Genomic DNA, 26,913 nt, shown 5'->3' on the forward strand with positions numbered 1-26,913 from the left:
CTGACCGCCGGGATCCCCTAGAGCACCTAGCAACCCAAAGGCTGGCGAGTCTCGCCGTTTCCGGCGCCGTGGGACCAGCTCCCCTCTTGGCGCCGGTGCGGCGAGGAGCGTCGCCTGCGTCAACGGCGCCGGGTAACGGCGGGAACCTGGCGGCTGGTCGTTCTGACGGAGGGCTCAAGCATGACCGGGCCCGAGGCCCGCGAGATTACGGTCACGCGGGCCTCGGTGGCCTGTCTTCTGGTGCCTAGCTGGTGGTGGAAGCCGGTGTCGTCGGGCCTATTTGCTGGTGGACGTGGTGGAGCGGGATTTGAGGCCGGTTACGCGGCGGAACATGTCCCACCAGAAGGGAGCGCCGAAGAGGAGGGCGACGAGGGTGAGGAGGAAGCCCGGCCAGTGGCTGGGGGTGAGGAGGCGGTCCCACCAGTCGCCGCCGCGCCAGGCCCAGGAAGGACTGCCGGACGGGGGAATGGTGGCACTGACGGGGGCGTGGGCGAAGATCTTGACAAAGGCCGGCGTGCTCAGGACGTCGGTCACGCAGCTGTAGGTGTCCTGGCCGGGGTCGCACTGACTCTTGATCGGGGCGAGAGCCTGCTCACCTTGATCGGCGAAGGCCGCGACCGCGCTCCGGTACGCGTTGTCGTTGAGCAGGGTCTTGCCGTACTCCAAGGCGTCCATGCTGAACAGGAGGGTGACCAGGAGGCTGAGAATGCCGACCGCCCAGCGCACGTACCTCCGGTAGAGCAGGGTGAGGCGCGTCATCTCTCCGTCGAACCAGTCTTCGACGCCCTTGCGGAAGGCCTCCATGTCGACCGGGTTCGGAGGGGTGGGCTCGCTGGGTACGGCTGCGCCGCCGGAGACAGGTTGGCCCGATGCGGGCACGGCCCCCGGGACGGATTGGCCCGAAGCGGGCACGGCCCCCGGGACGGGTGCACCGGGAGGAGTGGCCGCCCCTGGGACGGGGTCGCCCACGAGGAAGGCGGAAGCTCCCTGTGGGAGTGTGGCCTGCGCGGCGGATCCCGGCGGGGTGAGCGTCTGGGCGGCCGGCGCGGCGGCGGGAAGGACTCCTCCGGACTTCTCCCAGATGGCGGCCAGGGGGCGGTAGAGCGGGCTCTTGAGCCTCTGGAGCTGGGCGAGGAGAGGTTCGACGCCGCCCCGATCAGTCGCGATTTCGAGTAGGGCCACGGAGAAACGCGACGGCGGAATGTCGGCGATGGTCGTCTTGCCGTGTTTGGCTTCGTCGATCTCCTGGATGCGCTCGTGCAGCAGATCCGTAAGAGACTCACCATGCTCCCGAGGATCGGCCTGCTCCGCCCCATGCGCCGAATCGACGCTCGCCACGACGACCGTGTCGCTGAAACTACTCCCGGCTCCCTGCAAGGAACTCGCGTCGTCAAACGCAACGGGAACCAGGTCAGCGGGCGGACCAGCAATCAAGATCTCAGACGGAGACACCGTCCCCGCCGGCCCACCTGATCCACTTGGTCCAGCGGGTCCACTTGGTCCAGCAGGTCCGCTCGTTCCAGCGGGTCCAGTTGGTCCAGCAGATCCATCTGATCCGGCGGGTTCGCCTGATCCAGCCTGTCCACTTGATTCGGAAGGTCCGTCTTCCGCAAGTCCCTCTGATCCCGCAGGTCCGTCTGATCCGGCCGACCCGGTCGATGCAGAAGGCCTGGTAGATCCTGCCGCCTCTTCCGATCCCGTGGCTCCTTCCGGTTCCACTGCCGACGATGCCTCTGTCTGCCTGCCGGTGTCCGGAGCTCCATTAGTGACGGGAATTCCGGACGCCCCCGCTGATTCCGGCGTTTCGGCCGAGCTCGAAGTCCCCGTGGACTCCGGTGTCCCGGTCGCACTGCCCGACCCCGGCCCTCCAGCGGACCCACCTCCCGCCGATACCGGCGTTTCCGCTGACACCGGCATCCCAGCCGCCGCCCCCGCTGCGGCCTTCACCTCGGCCGCGACGACCGAATCGGGCGCAGCGGCCAGGGGAGGGCTGTAGACAGGAGCGGGATACGGGCTGAAGGCCGGACGTGGGTCCTTGCCGAAGGGGAGTTTCGCGAAGACCCCGAGCAGGGTCGCGGGAAGGCGCGAGCGGATCATCTTCGGCGGTGGCAGAAGATCGGCCAGCGTGCTCCGTAACCTCCGGCTGAGCCGGCTGAAACCCTTGAGCCGCGAGTCCAGCCACCGCAGAACCGCGGGAACCTTCTCCACGACCTCGCCACCGTCGAGCGTGTCACGCAGATAGGCCCACAGGAATTTGCTGCGGATCCCGAGCAGCCGTACAACACCTTCGTTCAGCCCGCTGACCAGAAGAGACAGCAGCAGAAACGCAAGAATGAGACCTATGGCAAGGTCGACATAATACGAAACCAATGTGATCACCCGCGTCGTTGATACACCGTCCCCCGCCCACCCGCAACAATTTCAACAAATCAGCTCCCCAAACCATCCAGAACGCTCTAATCCAACTCATCCAACGCCTGAACATTGAGGTACTGCCTCCCATCCCGCAGAACCTCATAACGAAGCCCGACCTCCCGCCACCACCCCACCCCTCCACCCGAGGGCTCCTGCGAGACGCATGCGCCTTCCGAGCCGACGTCCCCATCAAGGCCATCAGCGGGACCAGCGGACGGAGATAGGGCGGCCGCGACGTCGGCGGCGGTGACGGTGAGTTCGGCGGGGAGCAGATAGCTCGCGCGTGCGGGGTTGGCGGTGATGCCGGCGAGTTGGCGGGTGAGGAGCGCCCGCGCGAGGCCGTGGATCGTGTTGGTCCACACGGCGAGGTGGACCTGGCCGACGGCGAAGACGCGGAGTTCCGGGAGGCCGAGCCGGTTCAGGCCACGAGTCGAGAGGGCGATGCCCGCGGCGGCGGTTTCCTGGGTGATGCGAATCCAGGGCGCTATTACGAAGTCGCTGAAATAGGGCGACGGGACTGCCCGAGACCGAGCTTCCCGGAGCCTTTCCGGGTTGTGAGCGGGGGAGAGCGGCCGGGCCGTACCGGCATCGAGGGGTGTTCCTCCCCGTGCGGAGACGAGCGCTTCCGCGGCCGAGGCACCGGCCCACAGGTGGGTCATCGGCCAGCCCGGTACGGAGGTGCACGACACCAGCAGATGACCGGACGTCTCCAACAGCGGCAGCAACGGTCCGAGGCCGGGCGAACAGTCGCCACAGCACAGCAACTCGGCCACGTCCCTGACCCGAGGATCCCCCGGGCCCACCTCTTCGATCGTGAGGTCGGACACCGCGACCGCCGGGGAATCTCGCCAGCCCGTCTCCGGCGCGACAACCAGAAACCGAGCGGTCAGAACCTTGGGCAATGGCAGCAGGATCACGCCCTCAAGGTGCCACCCCCAGAGCCCTCCCCAAGCCGTCGAACCGCATTCTGTGGATAGCGCTTCCCCATCCACAGGCACACCCCGCCTGAAAGCTTCAGTCCGACCAGGACAAATCCCCAGATGTATGATCACTGCGCACTTTTAAGTAAAGCCGAATGGCAAGGTGATTGTTAATCTGCTGGTGTTCCAGCTCGGTTCTGGAGGTGCGTCGTGGTGCGGACGATCACACTCGGGCAGTGGCAGGCCACTCGGGATGCGCTGCGACGGACAGGAGACCGCTTCCTGGCGCTCGTCGCGTCCGCGCCGGACCCGCAGGCGATGGCGACCAAGGACTGGACAGTGGCCGACACGGTCGCCCACGTACGGTCCATCGCCTCGCTCTACACCTCGATCCTCCAACCGGACGAGGTCCCGCACCCGTTCCCCGACGTGGAACACCGCATCCAGACCACCACGGTGGACACCGTCGCCGAGATCAACGACATCGTTCTGGACCAGTTCCCCGAACGGGACACCCGCGTCCTCAACGATCTCCTCGACGGCGACATCCGGCAGATCCTGGACTCCACGGAACACGCCGACCCCGCGACCCCCATCCCCTGGCTGGGCGGCTCCCGGGTCCCCGTCGCGGGCGTGCTCGCCCACCTGGTCAACGAACTCCTCAGCCACGGCTGGGACATCGCCCGAGCTCTCAAATCCCCGTGGGAACTTCCGCCCGCGGACGCCGCCCTGTTCTTCGAGCTCTTCCTGATCGGAATGATCCGCCAGGACGCGGGCGGACTGCTCGGCCCCCAGCTACCCGGCCGCCGGATCGCGGTGGAGTTCCACTCCGCCCACACCACTCCCGTCACCATGGTCCTCAAAGACCGCCGCGTCACTCTTGAGGAGACCGGCCTCGGCGCTGACGCCCGCATCACGTTCGACCCGCCGACCCTGAATCTGATGCTGTTCGGCCGGGTCAGCAAAGCCAGAGCCGCTTTGACCGGCAAGGTCCGGGTCAGCGGCCCGCGCCTTTGGCGCCTTCCGGAGTTCCTCAGGATCGTCCACCTCCCCGAGAACTCCTATCCCCGGACCGGCACGCCCCGGTAACGAGCCGCGCCGGAGAGCCGCAAGTCCTCGAAACTTTTCGCCGGGTTGCCATGATCTTTCAGGGTGTCGTCCCGAGATCCCCACATGGGACGTCCTGAAATATTTCGGCCCCACCGCTCCGTGCATGTTTCCTAATTGTTACCGCAGGCAACAAAACACATCTTGTCAGTGCAGTCGGCGCGACATATGTTGCGTCCAACAACTTTCATAAGACTGCATGTGCTGGTTTCTACACGGACTGTTACAAGACGGGTTGCCGCCGGCGCCAGGCCGATGCTGTCTGAAGATCATCTCCATGGGATCTACTGACAGGAGCAGCAGATGAAACAGCGGAGACGCCCACGGTCCCGGTTATTCGGGGGTTTCGTCGTCCTCCTGGCGGCGTCCGTCTTCACCGGCTCTGCGGCCTACGCCGATGTCCTGCCCAACAACCCGATCATTCCCGACAAGTCATCCGACCCCAACGCCTGGCTCTGCTACGACTACAACACCGGCCAGAACGGGATCTGCCTCTACACCTCCCGTGACGACAGCCCGTCCGGCTGGAACTACAACGGCGACAATCCGTACCCGATGACCAAGACCCGGCTCTACTACCTGCCGCTCGGCGCCAACCCCGGCACGCAGAGCAACTGGCAGGCCAAGGGCAGCACCGTCGACAGCGTCCCAGGCGTGGTCTTCCAGGAGAGCCAGTACTCGTGGGTGCCCGCCAACGCCAAGCATCTGTGGGCCCCCACCGCCTTCTACAACTCGCTCGGCAAGTACTTCCTGCTTGTGCCGGACGTCTCCGGCTCGAACGTGCACACCTCGTCGAGGATCGGCGTCTCGGACTCCACCTCCCCCTTCGGCCCCTTCACGTACCGGCGGAGGCTGAACCTCGACTCCGGCCCCAACAGCGGCTACGCCAGTGACCCCTCCATGTCGTACGGGCCGCTCTTCCCCTGGCTGACGTACGCCAACGGCGATTTCAACAACTGCGGCAAGATCTCGATAGCCCAGCTCTCGTTCGAGATGGACAGCGTGCACAGCGGCTGGCCCAAGCACTTCGCCATCAACCCCGCCACCCCGGGGCCCTTCACCCTCAACGGCGTCCCCACCGGCGGCGGCGGCAACGCCAACCTGAGGGGCTGCAACAACAACTCCGACTACTACTTCGAAGGCCCGGAACTCTTCCAGCGGTACGTGAGCAACGTCGGGCTCAAGTACTACCTGATGTTCGCGGTGAAACCGGCCAGCACGCCGCCCCAGTGCACGACGGCCATGGGCGAGCCCGGAACCGCCAACGAAGCCATCGCGTACGCCATGGCCGACGACATCGAGGGCCCCTACACCTACAAGGGGATCATCATGTGCGGCAGTAGTACCGAGTGGACCAACCAGGCCAGCATCGTGCAGGCGTGGGGTCCCAACTCCAGCAACAACCTGTTCTTCTACCACGACGGCGCCTCGGGCGGCCCGCACACGCGCAAGGTGCACGCCGAATGCTTCCGCTTCAACGCGGACGGAACAATCCCCAAGCTCACCCGTACGAGCAGCACCTCGTCCAGTCGTTGGGTGGGCAACTGCTGGGACGACTGAGCACATGGGCTCGCCGGCAGTGATGACGCCGGCGCATGAACGCCGAGGCCGATCGGGACAGTCGGCCACGGCGCACCCGCAGGGGTCGGGCCTCGGCCGGTCCGACCCCTGCCCTTCCCTCCCATGATGCCCGGTTCGCCCGACCTTCGTACAGGCCGTGATAAAACATTCCGGCAGGGCGGCCGGTCAGACCTGCGCGACTCCACCGTCGACGAACAGTTCGGTGCCGGCGACGAAGCTGGAGTCCGGCGAGGCGAGAAACAGGACGGCCCGGGCGATCTCCTCTGGAGTTCCGTAGCGGCCCAACGGCACCATCGAGGTGATGAGGTCCTTGGTCGCCTCGGGGATGTCCTGGACCCCCGGGGTGTCGATCGGTCCCGGGCTGATCACGTTCACGCGGATGTCACGATCCTTCAGTTCCGCCGTCCAGGTGCGCGCGAACGACCGCAGCGCGGCCTTGCTCGCCAGGTAGACCGTGCTGCCGGGAACGCCCTTGCTGGCGCCCGCGCTGCTGTTGAGCACGATGGACGCGCCGTTGGACAGCAGCGGCAGCAGCTTCTGCACGGTGAACAGGGTGCCGCGCACGTTGATGTCGAAGACCTGGTCGAACGACTTCTCGGTGATCGCGGGCAGCGGTTCGTCCAGCAGGCCGTGGCCCGCGCTGGCGAACAGGATGTCGGCCCGGCCCTTCTCTTCGCGGATGATCTCCGCGAGGCGGTCGAGATCGGCTGGGTCGGCTGAGTCGGCCCGCACTCCGGTGACGTGGGGACCAAGTTGCGCCACGGCGGCGTCCAGCTTGTCCTGGCGGCGTCCGGTGATGAAGACGTGGGCGCCTTCGGCGACGAACGCTTTGGCGGTGGCCAGCGCCATGCCGGAAGTCGCACCGGTGATGACGGCGACTTTTCCTTCGAGCTTGGACACGACAGTTGCCTTCCGATCGGGGAGCGATAGTGAGGGATGCCTCAGCTTCGGCGACTGTACCACTATCATGAGGGGTGCCTCACTATAATGGTGAGGGGGCTCTCACTTTGGTAACCTCGCTGGTATGGAGCACAGCGACGGCGGTCACCTCGATCAGGCTCGAGTCGGCTCTCCCGGGTCGGTGGCCGTGCCGCGCCGGCGGGACGCCCGGCGCAACCGCGAGTTGCTCATCGGTCTCGCGCAGGACGCGTTCGCCGAGCACGGCGTCGACGCGTCTCTGGAGCAGATCGCCCGGAAAGCGGGCCTGGCGATCGGAACCCTCTACCGGCACTTCCCGACCCGCATCGATCTCCTGCTCGCCGCGTTCGAGCCGAAGCTGTCGGAATTCATGGCGGTCGCCGAGGCGGCGCTCCACATGGATGACCCGTGGGAGGGGTTCTGCGCATTCCTGGAAGCCCTGTGCGCCACGCAGGCCGGAGACCGCGGCTTCAACGACTTCATCTCCATGCGGTTCCCCCACAGCCGGGCCACCGAGGCGATGCACGATCGGCTGTGCGAACTGGCCACCAAGGTGATCGAACGCGGTCAAACGGTCGGAGTGGTACGTCCCGACATCACCGACGCCGACATCATCAGCCTCGTCTGGGCCAACAGCCGCATCATCGACGCGACCAGAGGCGCCGCCCCCAACGCGTGGCGGCGCAACCTGCACATCATGATCGACGGCTTCCGCGCCGCCCGGCATCCCCTACCAGAACCGCCGCTCACCGAGGCACAGCTCTACCAGGCGATGGTCAACCTCACAACGGTCAACCTCACCTGACCGGCACCCGGCCCCGCCACGGCCGCCAGACGAACCCATTACTACGGGAATCGTGCCTGCGAACCGAACAGATGTGTTCATCGACACCCAATGTGGTGTAACCCACACAAAAGGATCTTCTGGCTAAGCTGGGGAAATGGAAGATGAGTACGATTTTGTCGTAGAACTGTGCGACTTGAAACGCTTTGGTGAGGCTCGCGCCCGGCTGGACCACCTGATAGCGGAATATCCAGATGATCCCGGCCCGATCCTTCTGTTAGCCAACGTCCACATCCTTGAGGGCAGTCCTCGCGCCGCCCGCGAGGCGATCGACCGGGCGATGATCGTCACCCCGGACCTCGAAGCTCGCGACCTCGTCGCGGCCTCCAGGCTGTTCCATCTCCTCGGTGACGTCACCCAGGCGATCGCCTACGGTCGGCGCGCGGTGGAGGTCGATCCCGGCAACTGGATGGCCCACGAGGAACTGGCCGCCGCGTACGCCGCGCACCCCAAGCGCAACCTGATGGTCGAGGCCGAATACCACGCCGCGAAGGCGGCCGAACTGGCGCCCGGGGAACCGGAAACCCAGCCGACGCCCGGGAAACGGGTGGAGAGGCGTTTCCCCCGGGACTCGATCCGCCAAGGAGTGCTCGTGGTGGTGCTGTTCCTCGGCTTCATGTACGGGTCCACCGTCCTGAAGTGGCTGGGCCACAGAGTCGAGGACCTGATGGCAGTCGATCGGCCGCGAGATGAGTTCCGCCTGGTGGGACTCCTGATCGTCGTCGCGGTAGGCATGGCCGGATGGGGGATTTTTCGGGCGATCAGGGTACGGCGCGGCGGCGACAGGATCGGCCCCGCAATCCAGCGCCGGCGGGCGGTGTCTCGCGAACTCCATGTCACGATCCCCGACAAGCTCGCCGTTTCGGCGACGAATTTCGCGGCCTGGCTCTGTTTTCTGCCGTTCTTGGTCACGACGTGGCTCGGCGTCGCCGTGCTGGATGAGAAGGTACCGCCCCATCCCGGGGCGGTGGCCGCCGCGGCCGCCGTCGTCGCCGCGCTGAGCCTCTTCCTCTGGCCGGCCCTGCGCTGGTGGCTCGGCCCCGGACAGCCCCGGCGGTTTCTCACTGCCAGCCTGACGCTGTGCGTCTACTTGCTGATCACCGGCGGCCTCATGGTGACAACCATCATCATGGCGGCCGCCCAGGTGATGAATGAAGGCTTCTGGATCGCGGTCACCGTCCTCCACTTCGCCTGGATCCTGGCGGCGATTGTGCCGATGATCAAGGTGAGCAACATGGGTCGCCTTCCCAGCTAGTGCGGTAGTCGTGTGCGGCGACGCGGCGATCGGGATCCCGCTCTGGTCGGCGTGATCAGCTGGAGCCCACGATGCGATAGCCCGCGGCGAGGTCCAGGACCTTCCTGCGGGCCTTCGATCCGAGACGATCATCGCCTCGACCCAGGTGTCCGAAGGTGTGAGGCGTCGGCGAGGATGGGTGCGATCTCTGAAGCACGAAGAAGGAGCCGACACGATGACGAAGTACCTGATCTCGTTCCCGAGCGGCGCCATGGTCTTTCCCGACGAGGATCTGCAGGCGGTTTCGGATGCGGCGCACGCTGTGGTGCAGGAGGCGAAGGACGCCGGCGTCTGGGTGTTCGGCGGTGGCATCGACGAAAGCGTTCCGCCCGTCATGGTGGATGGGGATGGGACCGTGATCGAGGGCACATACCCACAGACGCGGCAGCTCGAAGGCGGCTACACGGTGCTGGAACTGCCGTCCCGCGAGGCGGCACTGGAGTGGGCCGCGAAGATCGCGGTCGCGTGCCGATGCGCGCAGGAGGTCCGCGCGTTCCAGTACGACCCCGCCAGCTGACGGGCCTCACCGTCGCAGGTGTGGGGATGTGACTGTGATCGACACTGATGAGGGCAGGCTGTATCTGGCGACGGTCGAGGACCTGTTCTCCCGACGGTTATCGCTCATCGCACATTGAGTGTCACATGATCGAGAAGAGGAAAGCCTCATCGGCCCTGCTATGACCGCTGTGGCATTGACGGTCTTCGGGGATTGGCAGGAGATTCACTACCAGCCGTCTGCGCGTATCCGCGAGTCCATCAGGATTGCCCACGTATACGACGCACCCTGTCGGCCCCGAAGCTCGCCAGGCCCCTCAGCCGGCATCAGTTCGATCGCCTTCTCAAAGTTGGCGCGCGAGAGATTCCGGTTCGTCCGGCTGACGCGAAGGTAGTTGCCCGGCACCTCATAGGTGAAGGGCAGGCCCGTCACGGTGCGGAACTCCTGGCCGGCGTAAGTCAGAATGCGAGCCCACACGTCCTCGACGTCGCTCATGACCACCATCATCCACCGACTCCGGGCGCACAGGAAGGTTCGAAGCGTACGCCTACACCGGGCTCAGGTTGATCCCGCCACAACGGAAACGGCCCGGCATCGAGATCGATGCCGGGCCGTCTGTTCCGGTTGACGTTGTTCAGTGATTACGAACAACGACAACCAACGACACGGGTTTCCCAGGTCGGCGCCCGTTTCGGGAAGATCGCCGAGGCCGGGAAACCCCGCCGTTTTACACGTCGTAATACAACTCGAACTCGTGCGGATGCGGACGCAGCCGGATCGGGTCGATTTCCTGGGTGCGCTTGTACTCGATCCACGTCTCGATCAGGTCGGGCGTGAAGACGCCGCCTTCGAGCAGGTAGTCGTGGTCGGCCTCAAGAGCGTCCAGGACCGCGGACAGCGAGCCGGGGACCTGCGGGACCTGGCGGGCCTCCTCGGGCGGAAGCTCGTAGAGGTCCTTGTCGACCGGCTCCGGCGGCTCGATCTTGTTGCGGATGCCGTCGATGCCCGCCATCAGCTGGGCCGCGAACGCGAAGTACGGGTTGCACGACGGGTCCGGAACCCGGAACTCCAGCCGCTTGGCCTTCGGGTTGGAGCCGGTGATCGGGATGCGCACGCAGGCCGAACGGTTGCGCTGCGAGTACACGAGGTTCACCGGAGCCTCGTAGCCGGGCACCAGGCGGTGGTAGGAGTTCACCGTCGGGTTGGTGAACGCCAGCAGCGAGGGCGCGTGCTTGAGCAGGCCGCCGATGTAGTAGCGGGCGATGTCGGACAGGCCCGCGTAGCCGACCTCGTCGTAGAAGAGCGGCTCGCCGTCCTTCCAGAGCGACTGGTGGCAGTGCATGCCCGAGCCGTTGTCGCCGAAGATCGGCTTCGGCATGAAGGTGACCGTGTGGCCGAACTCCAGCGCGGTGCTCTTGATGATGTACTTGTAGAGCATCAGCTTGTCGGCGGTCTGCAGCAGCGTGCCGAACTTGAAGTCGATCTCGGCCTGGCCGGCGGTGCCGACCTCGTGGTGCTGCATCTCGGTCTCGATGCCGGCGTCGATGAGACGGCGGACCATCTCCGACCGGAGGTCGGTGAAGTGGTCCATCGGCGGGACCGGGAAGTAGCCGCCCTTGTAGCGGGGCTTGTAGCCGAGGTTGCCGCCCTGCGTGGCGGTGCCGGTGTTCCAGGCGCCTTCGATCGAGTCGATGTAGTAGAAACTCGAGTGCTGGTTCGTCTGGAACCGCACGTCGTCGAAGATGTAGAACTCGGCCTCGGGTCCGAAGTAGACCGTGTCGGCGATACCCGTGCCCTTGAGGAATTCCTCGGCCTTGCGGGCGACGTTACGCGGGTCGCGGCTGTACGCCTCGCCGGTGAGCGGGTCGTGCACGAAGAAGTTGATGTTCAGCGTCTTGTGCTTGCGGAACGGGTCGATCACGGCCGTCGTCGGGTCGGGCAGGAGCAGCATGTCCGACTCGTGAATGGCCTGGAAGCCACGGATGGACGAACCGTCGAACATCAGGCCGTCGGTGAAGACGTTCTGTCCAAAGTTTTCCACGGGGAATGTGAAGTGGTGCGTCGTACCCGGCAGGTCGGTGAACCTGACGTCGACGAACTGCACCCCTTCGTCCCGGATGAAATTCAGGACGTCGTCGGCGGAGTTAAACACTCTCTCGAACCTCCCAGGGGCATGGGCTTAGCAGACTGAAAGTAGGCCCGGGGCGTTTCCACCCCATGTCTCGTTTGTTTCGCACGTGTTAAGGGAACAACGGTCCAACGCTAACCGTGACGGGGAAGTCACGCCATCGACGTTGGCGGTCCCCAGTGGACCTTTGACCGAGAATTTCCCCGTCCGGTACGGCCCGGCACCGGACCGCCCACCCCTGCCGATACCGTGGACCGTATGAGCGAACGGCAGCCCCGGTGGACGCAGACCTGGCTGGGTGGCACCCGATCGGCGGGTATCGACCTAGGTTACCCGGGGGAGCGCCTGGGCCTGCCGAAGGAGGGTCCGGGCGCGGTCGCCGGGTTCGGCCGCCGGATCGGCGCGATCCTGGTCGACTGGCTGATCTGCACGTGGGCGATCGCGCGCGGCGTGTTCCAGGCCGGACCGCAGGACGCCTCCTGGATCGGCATGGCCGTGTTCGCCGCCGCGTACGTGCTGCTGGTCGGCACGCTCGGCATGACCCTGGGCATGCGCCTGTTCAAATTCCGGATCGCCAACCTGGACGGCTCCCAGCCGGGGCTGTTCGCGGTGCTGGTGCGGACGCTGCTGCTGTGCCTGGCCGTACCGGCCCTGATCTGGGATCGGGATCAGCGGGGGCTGCACGACAGGGCGGCGGGGACGATCGCGGTCAGGATCTGACGCAGCTGAAGATGGCCGTGCCGGGGAGGTGGCGGCCCCGCAGCGGGCTCCAGCCGCCCCAGTCGCGGGTGTGGCCCTGGGGCCATTCGGGCTCGGTCAGCGTGACCAGGACGAGTCCGGCACCGGAGATGAGTCCGACCCAGTCGCCCAGCGTGCGGTGGTGCTCCACGTACGAGACCGGGCCGTCCTCGCCGTCCTCGAACTCCACGTACGGCACGCGGTCGAAGTAGGACCGGTCGGCGGTCAGGCCGCGCGGCCCCGGGTCGTCGGGGAACGCCCACCGGATGGGATGGCTGACCGCGAAGACGAACCGGCCGCCGGGCCGCAGCACCCGCCGCGTCTCGGCCAGGACCGCGCCCGCGTCCGCGACGAACGGCAGCGCGCCGAAGGCGGAGCAGGCCAGGTCGAAGGAGGCGTCCAGGAACGGCAGGTACTCGGCGTCGGCCTGGACCAGCGGCAGCGGCGCGGGCGAGCCCTGGTCGATGCGGCGCGCGTGCTGGAGCTGCCGGTAGGACAGGTCGAGCGCGACGACCTCGGCGCCCTGCCCGGCCAGCCAGCGGCCGCACTGCCCGGCGCCGCCGCCGACCTCGAGCACACGCCGTCCGCGCACGTCGCCCAGCAGCCGGGCGTCGGCCTCGTCCAGCCCCTCCGGGCACCAGACGAAGCCGTCGTCGCGCAGGAACGCGCCGTGCTCGGCCTGGTAGCCGTCGGAGACTCCGTCCCACCAGGTGCGGTTGGCCCGGGAGGTCTCCGTCCTGGAGACCTGCTTCCTGGCCATGGATCAGCGGGCCTTGGGGGCTTTGGGCATCTTGGGGAGCCGCGCGCCCTTCGGCATCGGGCCCTTCGGCAGCGGGATGGACGGGGTCAGCGCGCGCATGCGGTTGTTGACCTCGGAGACGGCCGGCTTCTTGAGGTTGCGGGGGAGCTTCATCAGGTGCCGCTGGAGCTTGGCGATCGGCACCTGCCCCTCGGCGTCGCCGCACTGGACGTCGTAGACGGGCACGTCGATCGCGACCCGCTGGACGCGCTTCTTCTCGGCCACCAGCATGCGCTGCACCCGGTTGCCCGGGCCTTCGGAGACCAGGATCACGCCCGGATAGCCGACCACCCGGAACACCAGGTCCTGCTCACGGTTGACCGCGACCGGCTTCTCCTCGACATACCAGTTCCCGCGCATGCCCTGCAGGATCGCGTACGTCGCGCCGGGCTGGCCGTGCAGCATCTTGTACTGCGCCCGCTGGGCCAGCTGGCCGAAAATGATCATGCCGACCAGCAGCGCCGCCGGGATGCCGAGGGGCAGCGTGTAGATGAGGCTGTCCGTCAGCAGGCCGAGTACGACGGCGAGCGCCACCACGACCACGACGGACGCGTAGACGATCGGCATCCCCTTGGGGTTGGCCTTTTTGATGATCTGCGCGATCATCCGGATTTGCTTGATGCGGCCTGGGCTCGCCGGGTCTTTCGCCATGACGTGAAGGATACAAATCCCGCGGTCGATTCGTGAAAACGAATCAGCTTCGCACGGCGGATCTGCGCTCGATCGCCTGCTGGTAGAGCTTGCCCGCCCGGTAGGAGGAGCGCACCAGCGGCCCGGAGAGCACGCCGGCGAAGCCGATGGCCTCGGCCTCCCGCTGGAGCTCCACGAACTCCTCGGGCTTCACCCAGCGCTCCACGGGATGGTGGCGCGGCGTCGGCCGCAGGTACTGGGTGATCGTCAGCAGGTCGCAGCCCGCCTCGTGCAGGTCGCGCATGGCCTGCACGATCTCCGCGCGCTCCTCGCCCATGCCCAGGATCAGGTTGGACTTGGTGACCAGACCGGCCTCGCGGGCCATGGTGAGCACGCCGAGGGAGCGCTCGTAGCGGAACGCGGGCCGGATCCGCTTGAAGATCCTCGGCACGGTCTCGATGTTGTGCGCGAACACCTCGGGACGGGCCGAGAAGACCTCCTCCAGCTGGGCGCGGTCGCCGTTGAAGTCGGGGACCAGCAGCTCCACGCCGCAGCCGGGCAGCAGTTCGTGGATCTGGCGGGCGGTCTCCGCGTACAGCCAGGAGCCGCCGTCGGGCAGGTCGTCGCGGGCGACGCCGGTGACGGTCGCGTAGCGCAGGCCCATCTGCTGGACCGACTCGGCGACCCGGCGCGGCTCGTCCGTGTCGTACGCCGCGGGCTTGCCGGTGTCGATCTGGCAGAAGTCACAGCGCCGGGTGCACTGGTCGCCGCCGATGAGGAAGGTCGCCTCGCGGTCCTCCCAGCACTCGTAGATGTTGGGACAGCCGGCTTCCTCGCAGACCGTGTGCAGCCCTTCCCGCCGGACCAGCGACTTCAGTTCCGTGTATTCGGGACCGGTCTTCAGCTTGGTCTTGATCCACGGGGGTTTGCGCTCGATGGGGGTCTGGCTGTTGCGAACTTCAAGGCGGAGGAGTTTACGGCCTTCAGGTGCGACGCTCACCTTGCCAGCTTATGCCAGCGCTCAACTGAGCAGACCGAGGCCCCTCAGCATGCGCGTGTACCGCGGGCGCAGCTCCTCGTCGATCCGGTCGGACTCGTCCGCCTCGACGGTGGCGGCGATCGGCGCGGACCCGGCCAGCTCGCGTAACGCCGCCCGGTCCAGGGCGCCGCGCCTGATCACCGAGACGTCCTCGCCGCGCAGCGCCGCCGCCTGGAGCGGTGCGAGGTAACGCCGGGAGGAGATCAGTTCGGACAGCTCGGCCAGTGCGCCGGGACCCGCCACGCGCTCCGCGGTCTCCAGGGCCCGGGCGCGTTCTCTGGCCAGGTGGCCGCGGGTGAGCCGGTCGAGCAGGAAGTCGGCCACGATGGCCGGCCATCCGATCACCCAGCCGATGATCCGGCCGAACGTGCTGGCCGACTCGTACGTGGTGTGCGGCGCCCACGCGCCCAGCGTCAGCGCCATGTCCTCGTGCGCCCGCTGCCGGCTGGAGTTCTCCCCGGCCCCGAACAGCGCGGAGCGCAGCTCGGCCAGCGTCGTCCGGGCGCCCTCGATGATCGCTCCGTCCACCGCGCGCGCGTTCGCGCAGGCCACCGCGAGCAGCGCCACCCGCTGGGCGGGGGCGAGCGCCAGCCAGATGGGCAGCCCCAGGGTCAGCACGGGTTCGCGTCGCAGCCCGATCAGCCGCAGTTCGGCGCCCAGGCCCTGCTCGTCCACGGCGATCGTGTTCGGGCGCGGCGCTCCGGTCGCCTCGGCCACCCGGGCGGCGAGGGCGTACAGGCTGGGGGCGGTTTCGCGGGGGAGGAGCTCGACGGCGGGGGAGAGGCGGGCGGCGCGGGGCCTGAGGATGAAGCCGATGCCGAGGAAGACGCCGCCGAGCAGCCAGGACACGAGGAACCCCGGGTTGCGGAGGATGGTCCAGAGGCCGAGAGCGGCGAAGGCGAGGGTGAACGCGTGGACGGCTATCGCGACGACATAAGCCGCCAATCTGGTGGACATAGGGTCATTTTGGCGGGATCGGCCTCGTGACACTAGCCGTGCAGATCCTCCTCGAACATGTCATACGTCTCCGCGTCGAGCGCCTCCCCGAGCCGCTTCTCCGCATACGGGATGACCTCGTCCACCGTGATGCGGCGGCCGGTCTCGGCCGACAGCGAGGTCACCCCCGCGTCCGGGATGCCGCACGGGATGATCCGGTTGTACCAGCTCAGGTCGTTGGCGCAGTTCAGCGCGAAACCGTGCATGGTGACGCCCTTGGCGACCCGGATGCCGATCGCGCCCAGCCGGCGGTCCGGCACGCCGTGCGCGGCCTCCCCGCGCACCCACACCCCGGCCCGCCCGTCCACCCGGCCCGCGGCCACCCCGAGGTCGGCGCAGACCTGGATGAGCACTTCCTCAAGCATCCGCACGTACGGAATCACGTCGCCGATCGCCACGATCGGATACCCGACCAGCTGCCCGGGACCATGCCAGGTGACCTTGCCGCCCCGGTCCACGTCGATCACCGGGGTGCCGTCGCTGGGCCGGTCCTCCGGCCGGGTCCGCTTGCCCGCCGTGTACACGGGCGCGTGCTCCAGCAGCAGGCACAGATCGCTCAGCTCGCCGCGCACCCGCCGGGCGTGCGCGAGGCGCTGCAACGCCCACGCCTGCTCGTACGGAACATCGACACCAAGTCGGACGACAGCCAGCCCACTCACGTGTCCAGGGTAGACGCGAGTTGCCGGGGTTCGATACGGAACTCCTTCACCCCACCCGCCCCATCTCTCTCGATCCGGTACGCGTATCCGTCCGGCTCGATGCTGACCGCCTGGATGAACTCGGTGCCCACGTAGTGCAGGGCGACGCCCTCGTCGGCCGCGTACCCGTCCGGGAGCTCGCCGGAGGCCACCGACTGGTGCAGCAGCGTGCGCCGCTGCTCGTCGGAGTCGTAGTGCACCCCGCACGAGTACGGCAGCAGCCCCATGCCCTCCGCCCACGGCCGCAGCACCGGCCCGAACGAGTCGGTGTTCCCGCCCACGTGCCAGCAGAGCGCGCCCGCGCTCTGGCCCGCCAGCACCACGCCCGACCGCCACGCCTGCTCCAGCGCCTCGTCCAGGCCGTGCAGCCGCCACAGCGCCATCAGGTTGGCCACGCTGCCGCCGCTCACGTAGATGGCGTCCTGGTCCAGGATCCAGCCGCGCGGGTCGGGGATGTTGGGCATCGGGAAGACGCTCAGGTGGCTGAGCTCCACGTCCCAGTCGCGGAACGCGCCGTACATCTTGAGCAGCCAGTCGTCGGCGTCGCCGGAGGCGGTCGCCAGCAGGCCCACCTTCGGGCGGTCCTGGCCGGTCAGGTCCAGCACGTAGCGGAGCAGCGGCGTCGCCTCGAAGATGCCGTACCGGTCGGTCGGCCGGAACGAACCGCCCCCGATCGCCACAATGTGCGACTGCCCAACCCGTCCCATTGTCCACTCCTGTGTCAGAAAGAAAGAAGAGTGCCCAAGCCTACGACCCGGCTGAGGGTGCTCGCGCTGGTATCCCGGAAGAGGGGTAGTTCGGCCGTTTGGCGAGGATAATGGGTGTGTCGTCTCGGGGAGTGGCGGACGTCCCGGAGGGCCGGTGGCCTCATTCTTTGACCGCTTCGGCGGTTTTCTCCTGTTATGCGCGGGAATGATTGCCGGATTTATCGTGAAATCATTCTACGACGAGATCAAGAAATACCTCGGCGCCGCCGTGGGCTGGCTCGTGGCCGCCTTCGCCGGCAGCCTCTCCGACCGCTGGCGCCTGCGTTTCGGCGTACGGCTCTACCGGGCCGGCGTCCGGGGCGCCCAGGAACGGTTCCGGGTGCCGTTCTCGGCCGACAACCTCCAGGTGCCGATGCGGGACAACTACATCCCCATCCGCCTGCGCGTACGCGACGAGGAACGCACCTCGGAGAGCGTCATCGAGTCCAGCCGGCGGACGGTCGTGCTCGGCGAACCGGGCGCGGGCAAGTCCCTGCTGCTCAGGAACTCGATGCTGCTCTGGGCCGACGGCGTCACCAGCGGCTGGGACGGCGCGCAGGTGCCGGTCCTGGTCGAGCTGAGCCGGTGCAGCGACAACACCGAACCCCTGGAGACCCACGTCCGGCAGGCACTCCGGGACGGCCGCATGCCCGCGCCGTCCCCCCGCTTCGTCACCCGCTCCCTGGAGAAGGGCCGGCTGCGGCTGCTCTTCGACGGCCTCGACGAGGTGACCTCCGGCGAACGCGGCCGGGTGATCGGCATGCTGAACGACTTCGCCGCCCGGTACGCGTCCTGCGGCGTCGTGGTCTCCTGCCGTACGGCCATCTACGACGGCCAGCTCGACGACCGGTTCGACCAGACCGCCCGGGTGGCGCAGTTCGCCGAGGCGCAGATCCGCCGGTTCCTGCGGGCCTGGCCGGGCATGCCGCCCGAGGGCGTCGGCCAGCTCATGGACGCCCTGCACCGAGCCCCCAACATCCAGCGGCTGGCCGCCAACCCGCTGCTACTGACCATGATCGCCTCGCTGTACACGGCCGACGAGGCGCGGGAGAACTTCAAGCTGCCCAACTCGCGGGCCAGCTTCTACGAGGAAGCCACCGACTTCATGCTCCGCCACAAGTCGGGGCGCATCGATCGGCGGCCGCACAAGAAGGCGATCCTCCAGCACATCGCGCTACGCCTCCAGGAAGCGCACCGCGGCACGGCGGACCGGCGGTCGCTGCCGTTCCTCACGGTGCTGGCCGACGTGGCGGAGCTGCTGGAACGCGAGCTCAACCTGCCCTCCGACGAGGCGGCCGGGCTGCTGGAGGAACTGCGGGAACGCAGCGAGCTGATCCTGCGCATCGACCGGGGCGAGCGGCTGCAGTTCCCGCACACCACGCTCCAGGAGTTCTTCGCCGCGAGGGCGCTCGCCGCCGACCCCGAGTCGCTGACCGAGCGGCTGGCCCGCGACCCCGAGGCGTGGCGGGAGCCCGTCAAGCTCTGGTTCGGGCTCGCCGACGCCGACGCCACCGCGGCGCTGCGCCGGGTGGACGAGCTGGATCCGCTGCTCGCCTTCGAATGCCTCGGCGACACCGTGCACGTGGACGAGGCGTTCGCCTGGAAGCTCGTGGAGCGGAGCCTGGGCGAGCTGGGCCAGGGGGACAGTGCGCTGGTGGCCGCGTTCGGCGCGGTCGCGGGGGACCGGCGGCCACGCGGGCGGCGGGTGTTCGACGCGCTCGTCGCCATCGCCAGGGACGCCGCGGACGTATGGCGCGGGGACGCCATCCTGGCCTTGGCCGCCACGCGGTTACCCGAGGCCGCCGCGGTGCTGGTGGAGTTCGCGGCGGATGTGCCGGGGGTGCGGAGGGCGCTCGTGGAGATGGGCGATCTCGCGGTCCGTACGCTGCACGAGCGCGCGCTCAACGGGTCCCTCGACGCGGTGGACGACCTCGGCGCCATCGCCACTCCCCACGCCGCCGAGGCGCTGGCCAACCTGCTCGGCTCCATCGATCTGCCCATCGACCTCCTCGATTCCGACGGGCGGCAGGTCGTGGAGGTCCTGAACAGGCGGAGGCTGCTCCCCGGCGGCACGCCGTCCGTGAGTCTCAAGTGGTCGAGCGAGTTCCGGTACTTCACGGTGACCCCGGTCGCGCGCAGGGCTGCCTGGTGGGTCGCCTCCCTGCTGTCCAGCCCGGACACGGCCGACGCGCTGGCCGAAGCCGCCGCGGGCCGTGGCTGGCCGCTCAGCGACGAGGTGGCCGCGATCGAGGAAAGCCTGAAATCCGCCGTCCGCTCCCGCACGCGGGAGACTCAGTGGGTGGCGGCGCCCTTCTCGAAGGACTCGCCCGAACTGGCGGCACTCATCACGAAGGTGGCCGAACTCCTCATCAGCAGCACCCTGGAGGAGATCCCCGTCCCGTTTCCCCCGCTGGACGCCCGGTTGTCCCTCCCGCTCGCGGGGGTGGGCTTGTCCGAGTGGCGGGAGGGAGCAGGGAAGAACGCTGACCTGAACAACGCGCGAAGCTACTTCGCCGGCCTTGAGCAGCACGGCACGCCGGCCGAAAGGGAGGTCTGGCGGCTGCTCAGCGGGGAGATCGAATCCTTGCTCGGCGACTCGACGCTGCCGAGCGAAGGCGATCTGCGGCTGTCCGCGGTCGCCTACACCGCGCGGGATGAGAGCAGGGATTGGCCCCGGGAGAATTTCCTCTTCTGGATGGAGATCTTCGGCCGGCGGCGAGCGCCGGACCCGGATGACCAGCGCGTGCTCCACCAGCGGTTCGAGACCTCCGGAGTGCCCGCGCCGATCATGACCATGATGGCGGGATTCGACGAAGGGTTCCGGCACACAGTCATGACCGCGACGGACGTGAACTCCTCGCGGCGGCTGACCCGGGCCGACTGGCGGCGGGTCCGCGACCCGAGGGACTTTCACGCCGGCGGCCACATCCTGGCGCTGGCTCTCCTGTTCGTCCCCATGCTCCTGCTGGCGCTGGCCGGTGCGCTGGGCGCCATCACGGAGACGGCCTGGCTGTCCGCTGCAACCCTCGAATTCGGGATAGTAGCGACAGTCTGCCTCATCGTGAGCGCGCTGGTTCTGGTGAGAACGCTCATGGACCAGGCCGATTGGGATCCCGGCATTGTGGATGATCTGTGGGACGTCTTCCTGGCTGACGACGGCGGGATCATCGGCATCGGGGTCGGAGCAGCCGGGGTGACACTCCTGAACGGGGTCGTGCTCTCGTTGCACCTGTTCGGCACGCTCTGGACGATCACCGGGGGCGTGGCGCTGCTGGCGGTGCTCGTGCTCGCCGCCGTGCTGGCGGAGATGACAGGACGGCTCACGACCGTCGTGTTCGCGGTGGTCCTGCTGGTCTCGTTCGGTGGCGGGCTGGCCATGGCCGTCCTCACCATTCAGGGATCCCCGCTGGGCTGGGGAAGCACCGGTTACGGCTGGGTCTCCATCGTCCTGACCAGCGGTCTCGCGATCTACGGCTCCGGCGTCCTCCTCGACGACACGGGGCGGGAGTTCACGTGGCTGGACACGATCATGGACGGATTCGACGCGATCGATGACTGGACGGACTTCACGTTCGACACGACCCACCTGGGCGCGGTGTTCGTCCTGGTCACGTCCGGGGTCACGCTGGTCGCGGCGGGAACACCGATCCAGCAGTCGTTCGGCTGGCCGGTCACGCTGGCCGCCGGGGCGCTCTGGGCCGCCGCCGTCGCGGCCGTCTCGCTCGACATCTGGCGGCGCCGGCGGCGTGTGCACAACCCCTTCCACGGCCTGCTGGAGCGGGCCGACGGGTCGTTCACTCGTTGAGGGCGGACTTCAGCGCGGTGGGCAGGTCGGGTTCGTTGAAGCGGTGCCCGTGGTCCAGCAGCACGCGCGGGATGACGCGCTGGCCGATCAGCACGCCCTCGTCGGCGAAGCCGCCCAGCGCCAGGCGCAGCGCGAAGGCGGGAGTCGGAATCGGCAGGGTCGTGCGATTCAGCGCTTCGCCGAGGGCCTTGGTGTATTCGGCGTTGGTGACCGGCTCCGGCGACGTCACATTGACGGGTCCCGAAATTTCGTCCTTTTGCAGGAGGAAGCGGACGGCGTCCACCCAGTCGTGGAGCGAGATCCACGAGAAGTACTGGCGGCCCGTCCCGAGCGGCGCCCCCAACCCCATCCTGAAGATCGGCAGCACCTTCGCCAGCGCGCCCCCGCGACGGCTGAGCACGACGCCCGAACGCAGCCGTACCACCCGGACGCCCGCCTCCTCGGCCCGCGCGGTCGCGCCCTCCCACTGACCCACCACATCGGCCAGGAAGCCCTCACCCTGCCGGTCCTTCTCGTCCACCGCGCGGTCCCCGGTGTCGCCGTAGAACCCCACGGCGGAGCTCGACAGCAGCACACGCGGCGGGGCGCCCATCCCGGACAGGGCGGCCGCCACGGCCGACGTCCCCTTCGTCCGGCTCTCCAGCACCGTCCGCTTGTACGACTCCGTCCACCGCTTGTCGCCGATTCCGGCCCCGGCCAGATGCACGACGGCATCCGCGCCCTCGAAGACCGCGGGGTCCAGGATGCCCTCGTCCGGGTTCCAGAACGCCTCGTCGGGGGCGGCGGGCGGATGCCGTACCAGACGGCGGACCTGGTGGCCGTCGGCGGTGAGCGCGCGGATCAGAGCCGAGCCCAGCAGACCGGAGGAACCCGTCACCACGATCGTCATAGGACCCACGGTAGTTCCTTCGCCGCCGGAACCACGTTCGGTTGCGCCTCAAATGTGAACGAGCCCTCCGCCATGCGCAGGCGGAGGGCTCGTCAACAGTTCGTCAGCCGCTCACCGGCTCACCGGCTCAGCGGCCTCACACGCTTCAGGCGAGGCCGAGCTGGCCCTCGAAGCGGCCTTCCTCCAGGCGGCGCTTGACCGTCGTGAGGAAGCGGGCCGCGTCCGCGCCGTCCACCAGGCGGTGGTCGTACGTGAGCGCCAGGAACACCGTCGAGCGGACCGCGATGACCTCGCCCTCGGGCGTGTCCACGACCACCGGACGCTTCACGACCGCGCCGGTGCCGAGCATGCCGACCTGCGGCTTGTTCAGGATCGGCGTGTCGAACAGGGCGCCGCGGCTGCCGGTGTTGGTCAGCGTGAAGGTGCCGCCGGCCAGGTCGTCCGGGCTGATCTTGTTGGTCCTGGTGCGCTCGGCCACGTCGGCGATCTTCCGGGCCAGGCCGGCGATGTTGAGGTCGCCCGCGCCCTTGACCACCGGCACGATGAGACCCTTCTCGGTGTCCACCGCGATGCCGAGGTTCTCGACGTCGTGGTAGGTGACCTCGCTGGTCTCGTCGTTGATCACCGCGTTCAGCTTCGGATGCACCTTCAGCGCCTCGACCGCCGCCAGCGCGAAGAAGGGCATGAACGACAGCTTCACGCCCTCCCGCGCCTCGAACGCGCTCTTGGCCTGCTGGCGCAGCTTGGCGATCCGGGTCACGTCGACCTCGACCACGGTGGTGAGCTGCGCGGTGGTGTGCAGCGACTCCATCATGCGGTCGGCGATGACCTTGCGCAGCCGGGACATCTTCTCGGTCTTGCCGCGCAGCGTGGTGTCCACCTTGACCGGCTCGGGAGCCGCGGCGGGCGCGGCCTGCGCCGGAGCGGACGGCGCGGACGGAGCCGCGGGAGCCTGGGCCTGCTGGGCGGCGGCGGCCTGCTCGCGCTGCACCCGGGCCGCCTCGATGACGTCCTGCTTGCGGATCCGGCCGCCGACCCCGGTGCCGGACAGCGCGTCCAGGTTCACGCCGTGCTCGTTGGCCAGCTTGCGCACCAGCGGCGTCACGTACGGGCTGTCGCCCGCGGGCAGCGGCGTCGGCTCGGCGGGCGCCGGCGGCGTGTACGCCTGCGGCGCCGGACGCGGCGGCTCGGGGAACTGCTGCGGGGCGGGCTGCGGCGGGGCCGGGGCCTGCGGCGCGGGCTGCGGGATCGACGAGACCGGGGGCTGCGGCGCCGCCTGCGGGGCCGGGGCCTGCACGGGCTCAGGCTCGGGCTCCGGCTCAGGCTCGGGAGCCGCCGCCGGGGCGGGCTCGGTCGCGGCGGGCGCGCCGGCGGAGTCGATGACCGCCAGCTCGGCGCCGACCTCCACCGTCTCGTCCTCGGCCACGACGATCTTCGTCAGGTAGCCCGCGGACGGCGAGGGGATCTCGGTGTCGACCTTGTCCGTCGAGACCTCGAGCAGCGGCTCGTCGGCCTCGACGTGGTCGCCCTCCTTCTTCAGCCAGCGGGTGACGGTGCCCTCGGTAACGCTCTCGCCGAGCTGGGGCATGGTTACGGAGACAGGCATGTTGTGTCTTTCCTATGAGGGCTTGTCAGTTGTGGACGTGCAGCGGCTTGCCGGCCAGCGCCAGCATGGCCTCGCCGAGGGCCTCGGACTGGGTCGGGTGCGGGTGGATGAGCTGGGCCACGTCACCCGCCGTCGCCTCCCAGTTGTAGATCAGCTGGGCCTCCGCGATGAGCTCGCCGACCCGGCCGCCGACCATGTGCACGCCGAGGACCCGGCCGTCGCGCTCGGCGACGACCTTGACCTCGCCCTGGGTCTGCAGGATCTTGCTCCGGCCGTTGCCGGCCAGGTTGTAGGTCAGCTCTACCACGTCGTACCCGCGCTCACGCGCCTGGGCGGTGCTGATGCCGACCGCGGCCACCTCGGGCTCGGAGTACGTGATCCGGGGCACGCCGTCGTAGTCGATCGCCACCGGGTTCAGGCCGGCGATGTGCTCGGCCACCAGGATGCCCTCGGCGAAGCCGACGTGGGCCAGCTGCAGGGTGGGGATGAGGTCGCCCACCGCGTACACACCCGGGACGTTGGTGCGGCAGAACTCGTCCACCGGGACGTAGCCGCGGTCCACGGTCACGCCGATCGACTCGAAGCCCAGGCCCGCCGAGACGGGGCCGCGGCCGACCGCCACCAGCATGAGCTCGGCGTCCAGCGTCTTGCCGTTCTCCAGCGAGACCACGACGCCCGTGTCGGTGGTCTTGACGCTGTCGAAGCGCGCGCCCAGCTCGTACTTGATGCCGCGCCGCCGGAAGGCGCGCTCCAGCAGCTTGCTGTTGGACTCGTCCTCCAGCGGGAGCAGGTGGGGCAGCGCCTCCACGATCGTCACCTCGGCGCCGAAGGAGCGCCACACGCTGGCGAACTCCACGCCGATGACGCCGCCGCCGAGCACCACCACGGAGGAGGGCACCCGGTCCAGCGCCAGGGCGTGGTCACTGGTGATGACCTTGGTGCCGTCGATGTCCAGGCCGGGCAGCGACTTGGGCACGGAGCCGGTGGCCAGCACGAGGTTCTCGCCCTCGATGACCTGCCCGTTCACGGTGACCTGCTTCGGCCCGGTGACCCGGCCCTCGCCCTCGATCACGGTGATCTTCTTGCTCTTGATCAACCCGGTCAGGCCCTTCCAGAGCCCGTTGATCACTTTGTCCTTGTACGCGAGCACGCCCGGCACGTCGATCCCGTCGAAACGGGTCTTCACCCCGAACGCCTCACCCTCACGGGCCTGGTCGGCCAGCTCCGCCGCGTGCAGCAGCGCCTTCGTGGGAATGCACCCGTTGTGCAGGCAGGTGCCGCCGACCTTCCCTTTCTCGATCAGCGCCACGCTCTTGCCGAGCTCGGCCGCCCGCAGTGCACAGGCGTAACCGCCGCTACCGCCACCTAGGACGACGATGTCGAAGGGGCCGCTGCCATCAGCCACTGGAAAGCTCCCTAATGAATTCTCACGTGCCGTTGTGACGGCATCTTTTCACTTGTTACCGATGATCGTGGTTCAGACGCGGGGCTACCGCGCGTATCGCTCCGCGATCCCGAACAACGTACGCGTGAGGGCGCCTGTTCCGCCCTTCGGTGTGTAGCCATGGGGTTCGCCCTTGTTGAAGGCGGGACCCGCCATATCCACGTGTGCCCAGCGAACGCCGTCAGGAACGAACTCACGCAGGAAAATTCCGGCGGCCAGCATGCCGCCCCAGCGCTCCGGGTGCAGATTGGCGATGTCGGCGACCGGCGAGTCCAGGCCCTTGCGCAGCTCCTCGGGGAGCGGCATGCCCCACGCGTTCTCGCCCGCCGCCTGCGCCAGCCCGACCACCTCGGCCCGCAGCTCGTCGTCGTTGGACATGACGCCGCAGGTACGCCAGCCGAGCGCGACGATCTGCGCACCGGTCAGGGTGGCCACGTCCACGATCAGATCCGGGCTGTCCTCCACCGCGCGGGCGATCCCGTCGATCAGCACCAGGCGGCCCTCGGCGTCGGTGTCCAGCACCTCGACGGTCTTGCCGCTGTAGGTGTGCAGCACGTCGGAGGGGCGCTGGGCGCTGCCGGAGGGCATGTTCTCGGCCAGGCACAGGTAGCCGATCGCGTTCACCTTCAGACCGAGCCTGGCCACCGCGAGCAGCGCGCCCAGCACGGCGGCCGCGCCGCCCATGTCGGACTTCATCCAGTCCATGCTGGCGGCCGGCTTGAGCGACAGGCCGCCCGAGTCGAACGTGATGCCCTTGCCGACGTACGCGACCGTGGTGGCCGCCTCCGGGTGCGCGTACGCGACGCGGACCAGGCGGGGCGGGTTCGTGGAACCCTGGCCGACGCCGACGATGCCGCCGTAGCCGGCCTCCTTCAGCGCGACCTCGTCCAGCACCTCGACCGACAGGCCCGCCTTGCCCGCGGTCTCCTCGGCGATGTCGGCCAGCTTGGCCGGCCACAGGTCCGACGGCGGGGTGTTCACCAGGTCGCGGACCAGGTTCACCGACTCGGCCAGCGTGGCGGCGCGTCCCGCGGCGGCGTCCGCGCCGTCGGCGCCGGTCAGCACCACGATCTCGGCCAGCGGCGTCTTCTTGCTGCCGTTGGTCTGATACTTGCTGAACGCGTACGCGCCGAGCAGGCCGCCGAGCGCGATGGCCTCCACCTCGGTGGCGGTGGGGGCGGGCAGGGCGAAGACGGCCTCCGTGGTGCCGGCCAGGGAGCGCGCGGCGGCGCCCGCGGCGCGGCGGAGCGTCTCCGGGTTGTAGGCGCCCTCCGGGGCGTCGCCCAGGCCGACGGCGACGACGATCGGGGCCGGCAGGGCGCCGAAGGTCGGGAACTTGGCGATCTCCTCGGCCTTGCCCGTGAAGCCCATCGCGATCAGCGTGGTGGCGAGCTTTCCGCCGAGCGCCTGATCGAGGCCGTCGGCCCCGGGAGCGGTCTGTGGACCGTCCGGGGAAGCGTGGATGCCGATAACGAGAGCACTGGTCTCGATGGAGACCGTGTCAGATGCATTGACGCGCACTGTGGTCACGTGAGCCGATGCTAGCTGGGCTTTCACAGTACGCATAAACGAGGGTTCGTCCTACGAATCGTCCGAGGGGCTCTGACGGTCAGATCGGCAGCGCTACGGCGGTGACCAGCACGGTCGTGGTGGCCACCTCCACCAGCGATCCAAGCACGTCACCCGTGATCCCCCCAAGCCTCCGCACCGCCCTCCTGCGCACCACCCACGCCGCGACCAACCCCACCCCCACCGCCCCCACAAGCCAAACCCATGCACTCCCTGCCACGCCCCCACCAGTCATGCCACCCGCGATGCCC

Annotated in this window: 23 protein-coding genes; 7 read left to right on the top strand and 16 right to left on the bottom strand. The window is 68.5% G+C overall.

The genetic code is table 11. From position 1 onward, the window contains the following. Positions 1 to 276 precede the first annotated feature (276 nt). Positions 277 to 1,338, bottom strand: coding sequence for a hypothetical protein (locus tag Aph01nite_RS34920; RefSeq protein ID WP_204045331.1), 1,062 nt, complete (start codon positions 1,336 to 1,338; stop codon positions 277 to 279). Between the two features lie 1,118 nt (positions 1,339 to 2,456). Further along, a complete protein-coding gene (locus Aph01nite_RS34925; RefSeq protein WP_204045332.1) occupies positions 2,457 to 3,332 on the bottom strand; it encodes a hypothetical protein in 876 nt (291 codons plus the stop codon). A gap of 216 nt (positions 3,333 to 3,548) precedes the next feature. On the opposite strand from Aph01nite_RS34925, the gene Aph01nite_RS34930 reads away from it, so the two are divergent. Both Aph01nite_RS34930 and Aph01nite_RS34935 read left to right on the top strand, forming a co-directional pair. Next, on the top strand, positions 3,549 to 4,424 hold the full coding sequence (locus Aph01nite_RS34930; RefSeq protein WP_239162212.1) for a maleylpyruvate isomerase N-terminal domain-containing protein: 876 nt from the start codon (positions 3,549 to 3,551) through the stop codon (positions 4,422 to 4,424). A gap of 321 nt (positions 4,425 to 4,745) precedes the next feature. Further along, positions 4,746 to 6,002, top strand: a complete 1,257-nt coding sequence (locus Aph01nite_RS34935) for a family 43 glycosylhydrolase (protein ID WP_204045333.1) — start codon at positions 4,746 to 4,748, stop codon at positions 6,000 to 6,002. A 186-nt stretch (positions 6,003 to 6,188) separates the two neighbouring features. On the opposite strand, the gene Aph01nite_RS34940 is transcribed toward Aph01nite_RS34935, so the two are convergent. Further along, the gene (locus Aph01nite_RS34940; protein WP_204045334.1) at positions 6,189 to 6,923 is read right to left on the bottom strand and encodes an SDR family oxidoreductase; all 735 of its coding nucleotides are present in this window, start codon (positions 6,921 to 6,923) and stop codon (positions 6,189 to 6,191) included. Between the two features lie 124 nt (positions 6,924 to 7,047). On the opposite strand from Aph01nite_RS34940, the gene Aph01nite_RS34945 reads away from it, so the two are divergent. The 3 genes from Aph01nite_RS34945 to Aph01nite_RS34955 all read left to right on the top strand — a co-directional run bounded on the left by Aph01nite_RS34945 (position 7,048) and on the right by Aph01nite_RS34955 (position 9,596). Continuing rightward, the gene (locus tag Aph01nite_RS34945) at positions 7,048 to 7,746 is read left to right on the top strand and encodes a TetR/AcrR family transcriptional regulator (RefSeq protein ID WP_204045335.1); all 699 of its coding nucleotides are present in this window, start codon (positions 7,048 to 7,050) and stop codon (positions 7,744 to 7,746) included. Positions 7,747 to 7,882: 136 nt separating this feature from the next. Next, complete coding sequence (locus Aph01nite_RS34950; protein WP_204045336.1) at positions 7,883 to 9,040, top strand: tetratricopeptide repeat protein; 1,158 nt, start codon at positions 7,883 to 7,885, stop codon at positions 9,038 to 9,040. Between the two features lie 214 nt (positions 9,041 to 9,254). After that, on the top strand, positions 9,255 to 9,596 hold the full coding sequence (locus Aph01nite_RS34955; RefSeq protein WP_204045337.1) for a YciI family protein: 342 nt from the start codon (positions 9,255 to 9,257) through the stop codon (positions 9,594 to 9,596). A gap of 207 nt (positions 9,597 to 9,803) precedes the next feature. Here the strand turns inward: Aph01nite_RS34955 and Aph01nite_RS34960 are convergent, their stop codons facing one another. After that, positions 9,804 to 10,070 (bottom strand): hypothetical protein, encoded by a 267-nt coding sequence (locus tag Aph01nite_RS34960; protein ID WP_204045338.1) that lies wholly within the window; start codon positions 10,068 to 10,070, stop codon positions 9,804 to 9,806. Positions 10,071 to 10,302: 232 nt separating this feature from the next. After that, positions 10,303 to 11,727 carry a type I glutamate--ammonia ligase gene (gene glnA, locus Aph01nite_RS34965; protein WP_204045339.1) on the bottom strand — a complete coding sequence of 475 codons (1,425 nt, stop codon included), beginning with the start codon at positions 11,725 to 11,727 and terminating at the stop codon, positions 10,303 to 10,305. Positions 11,728 to 11,961: 234 nt separating this feature from the next. Between glnA and Aph01nite_RS34970 the strand changes: the two genes are divergently transcribed. Continuing rightward, positions 11,962 to 12,423 (top strand): RDD family protein, encoded by a 462-nt coding sequence (locus Aph01nite_RS34970; protein WP_204045340.1) that lies wholly within the window; start codon positions 11,962 to 11,964, stop codon positions 12,421 to 12,423. Here Aph01nite_RS34970 and Aph01nite_RS34975 read toward each other — a convergent pair. From Aph01nite_RS34975 to Aph01nite_RS35000, 6 genes are read right to left on the bottom strand one after another with little or no spacing between them, the layout of a single operon-like run. After that, a complete protein-coding gene (locus Aph01nite_RS34975; RefSeq protein WP_204045341.1) occupies positions 12,413 to 13,201 on the bottom strand; it encodes a class I SAM-dependent methyltransferase in 789 nt (262 codons plus the stop codon). The two genes, Aph01nite_RS34970 and Aph01nite_RS34975, sit on opposite strands and share 11 nt — an antisense overlap. Before the next feature lie 3 nt (positions 13,202 to 13,204). Beyond that, a complete protein-coding gene (locus Aph01nite_RS34980; protein ID WP_204045342.1) occupies positions 13,205 to 13,891 on the bottom strand; it encodes a DUF4191 domain-containing protein in 687 nt (228 codons plus the stop codon). A 43-nt stretch (positions 13,892 to 13,934) separates the two neighbouring features. After that, positions 13,935 to 14,870 carry a lipoyl synthase gene (gene lipA, locus Aph01nite_RS34985; RefSeq protein WP_204045343.1) on the bottom strand — a complete coding sequence of 312 codons (936 nt, stop codon included), beginning with the start codon at positions 14,868 to 14,870 and terminating at the stop codon, positions 13,935 to 13,937. 21 nt (positions 14,871 to 14,891) lie between these two features. Further along, a complete protein-coding gene (locus tag Aph01nite_RS34990) occupies positions 14,892 to 15,866 on the bottom strand; it encodes a M48 family metalloprotease (RefSeq protein WP_204045344.1) in 975 nt (324 codons plus the stop codon). A gap of 32 nt (positions 15,867 to 15,898) precedes the next feature. Next, positions 15,899 to 16,564 (bottom strand): lipoyl(octanoyl) transferase LipB, encoded by a 666-nt coding sequence (lipB, locus tag Aph01nite_RS34995; RefSeq protein WP_204045345.1) that lies wholly within the window; start codon positions 16,562 to 16,564, stop codon positions 15,899 to 15,901. Beyond that, positions 16,561 to 17,310: a Type 1 glutamine amidotransferase-like domain-containing protein gene (locus Aph01nite_RS35000; RefSeq protein WP_204045346.1), complete on the bottom strand. Its 750-nt coding sequence runs from the start codon at positions 17,308 to 17,310 to the stop codon at positions 16,561 to 16,563. The genes lipB and Aph01nite_RS35000 overlap by 4 nt, the downstream gene beginning before the upstream one ends. Positions 17,311 to 17,533: 223 nt before the next feature. On the opposite strand from Aph01nite_RS35000, the gene Aph01nite_RS35005 reads away from it, so the two are divergent. After that, positions 17,534 to 21,154, top strand: a complete 3,621-nt coding sequence (locus Aph01nite_RS35005; RefSeq protein WP_204045347.1) for an NACHT domain-containing protein — start codon at positions 17,534 to 17,536, stop codon at positions 21,152 to 21,154. Here the strand turns inward: Aph01nite_RS35005 and Aph01nite_RS35010 are convergent. From Aph01nite_RS35010 to Aph01nite_RS35030, 5 genes are all read right to left on the bottom strand, one after another. Beyond that, positions 21,144 to 22,043, bottom strand: a complete 900-nt coding sequence (locus tag Aph01nite_RS35010) for a TIGR01777 family oxidoreductase (protein ID WP_204045348.1) — start codon at positions 22,041 to 22,043, stop codon at positions 21,144 to 21,146. The genes Aph01nite_RS35005 and Aph01nite_RS35010 overlap by 11 nt on opposite strands. Before the next feature lie 145 nt (positions 22,044 to 22,188). Continuing rightward, complete coding sequence (gene sucB / locus Aph01nite_RS35015) at positions 22,189 to 23,649, bottom strand: 2-oxoglutarate dehydrogenase, E2 component, dihydrolipoamide succinyltransferase (RefSeq protein WP_204045349.1); 1,461 nt, start codon at positions 23,647 to 23,649, stop codon at positions 22,189 to 22,191. A gap of 25 nt (positions 23,650 to 23,674) precedes the next feature. Then, on the bottom strand, positions 23,675 to 25,054 hold the full coding sequence (gene lpdA / locus Aph01nite_RS35020; protein WP_204045350.1) for a dihydrolipoyl dehydrogenase: 1,380 nt from the start codon (positions 25,052 to 25,054) through the stop codon (positions 23,675 to 23,677). An 84-nt stretch (positions 25,055 to 25,138) separates the two neighbouring features. Beyond that, a complete protein-coding gene (locus Aph01nite_RS35025) occupies positions 25,139 to 26,659 on the bottom strand; it encodes a leucyl aminopeptidase (protein ID WP_204045351.1) in 1,521 nt (506 codons plus the stop codon). A gap of 43 nt (positions 26,660 to 26,702) precedes the next feature. Next, positions 26,703 to 26,897: an adenosylcobinamide-GDP ribazoletransferase gene (locus tag Aph01nite_RS35030; RefSeq protein ID WP_275419334.1), complete on the bottom strand. Its 195-nt coding sequence runs from the start codon at positions 26,895 to 26,897 to the stop codon at positions 26,703 to 26,705. Positions 26,898 to 26,913 lie beyond the last annotated feature (16 nt).

Origin of the sequence: Acrocarpospora phusangensis, assembly GCF_016862995.1 — a bacterium.
Taxonomy (GTDB): Bacteria; Actinomycetota; Actinomycetes; order Streptosporangiales; family Streptosporangiaceae; genus Acrocarpospora; species Acrocarpospora phusangensis.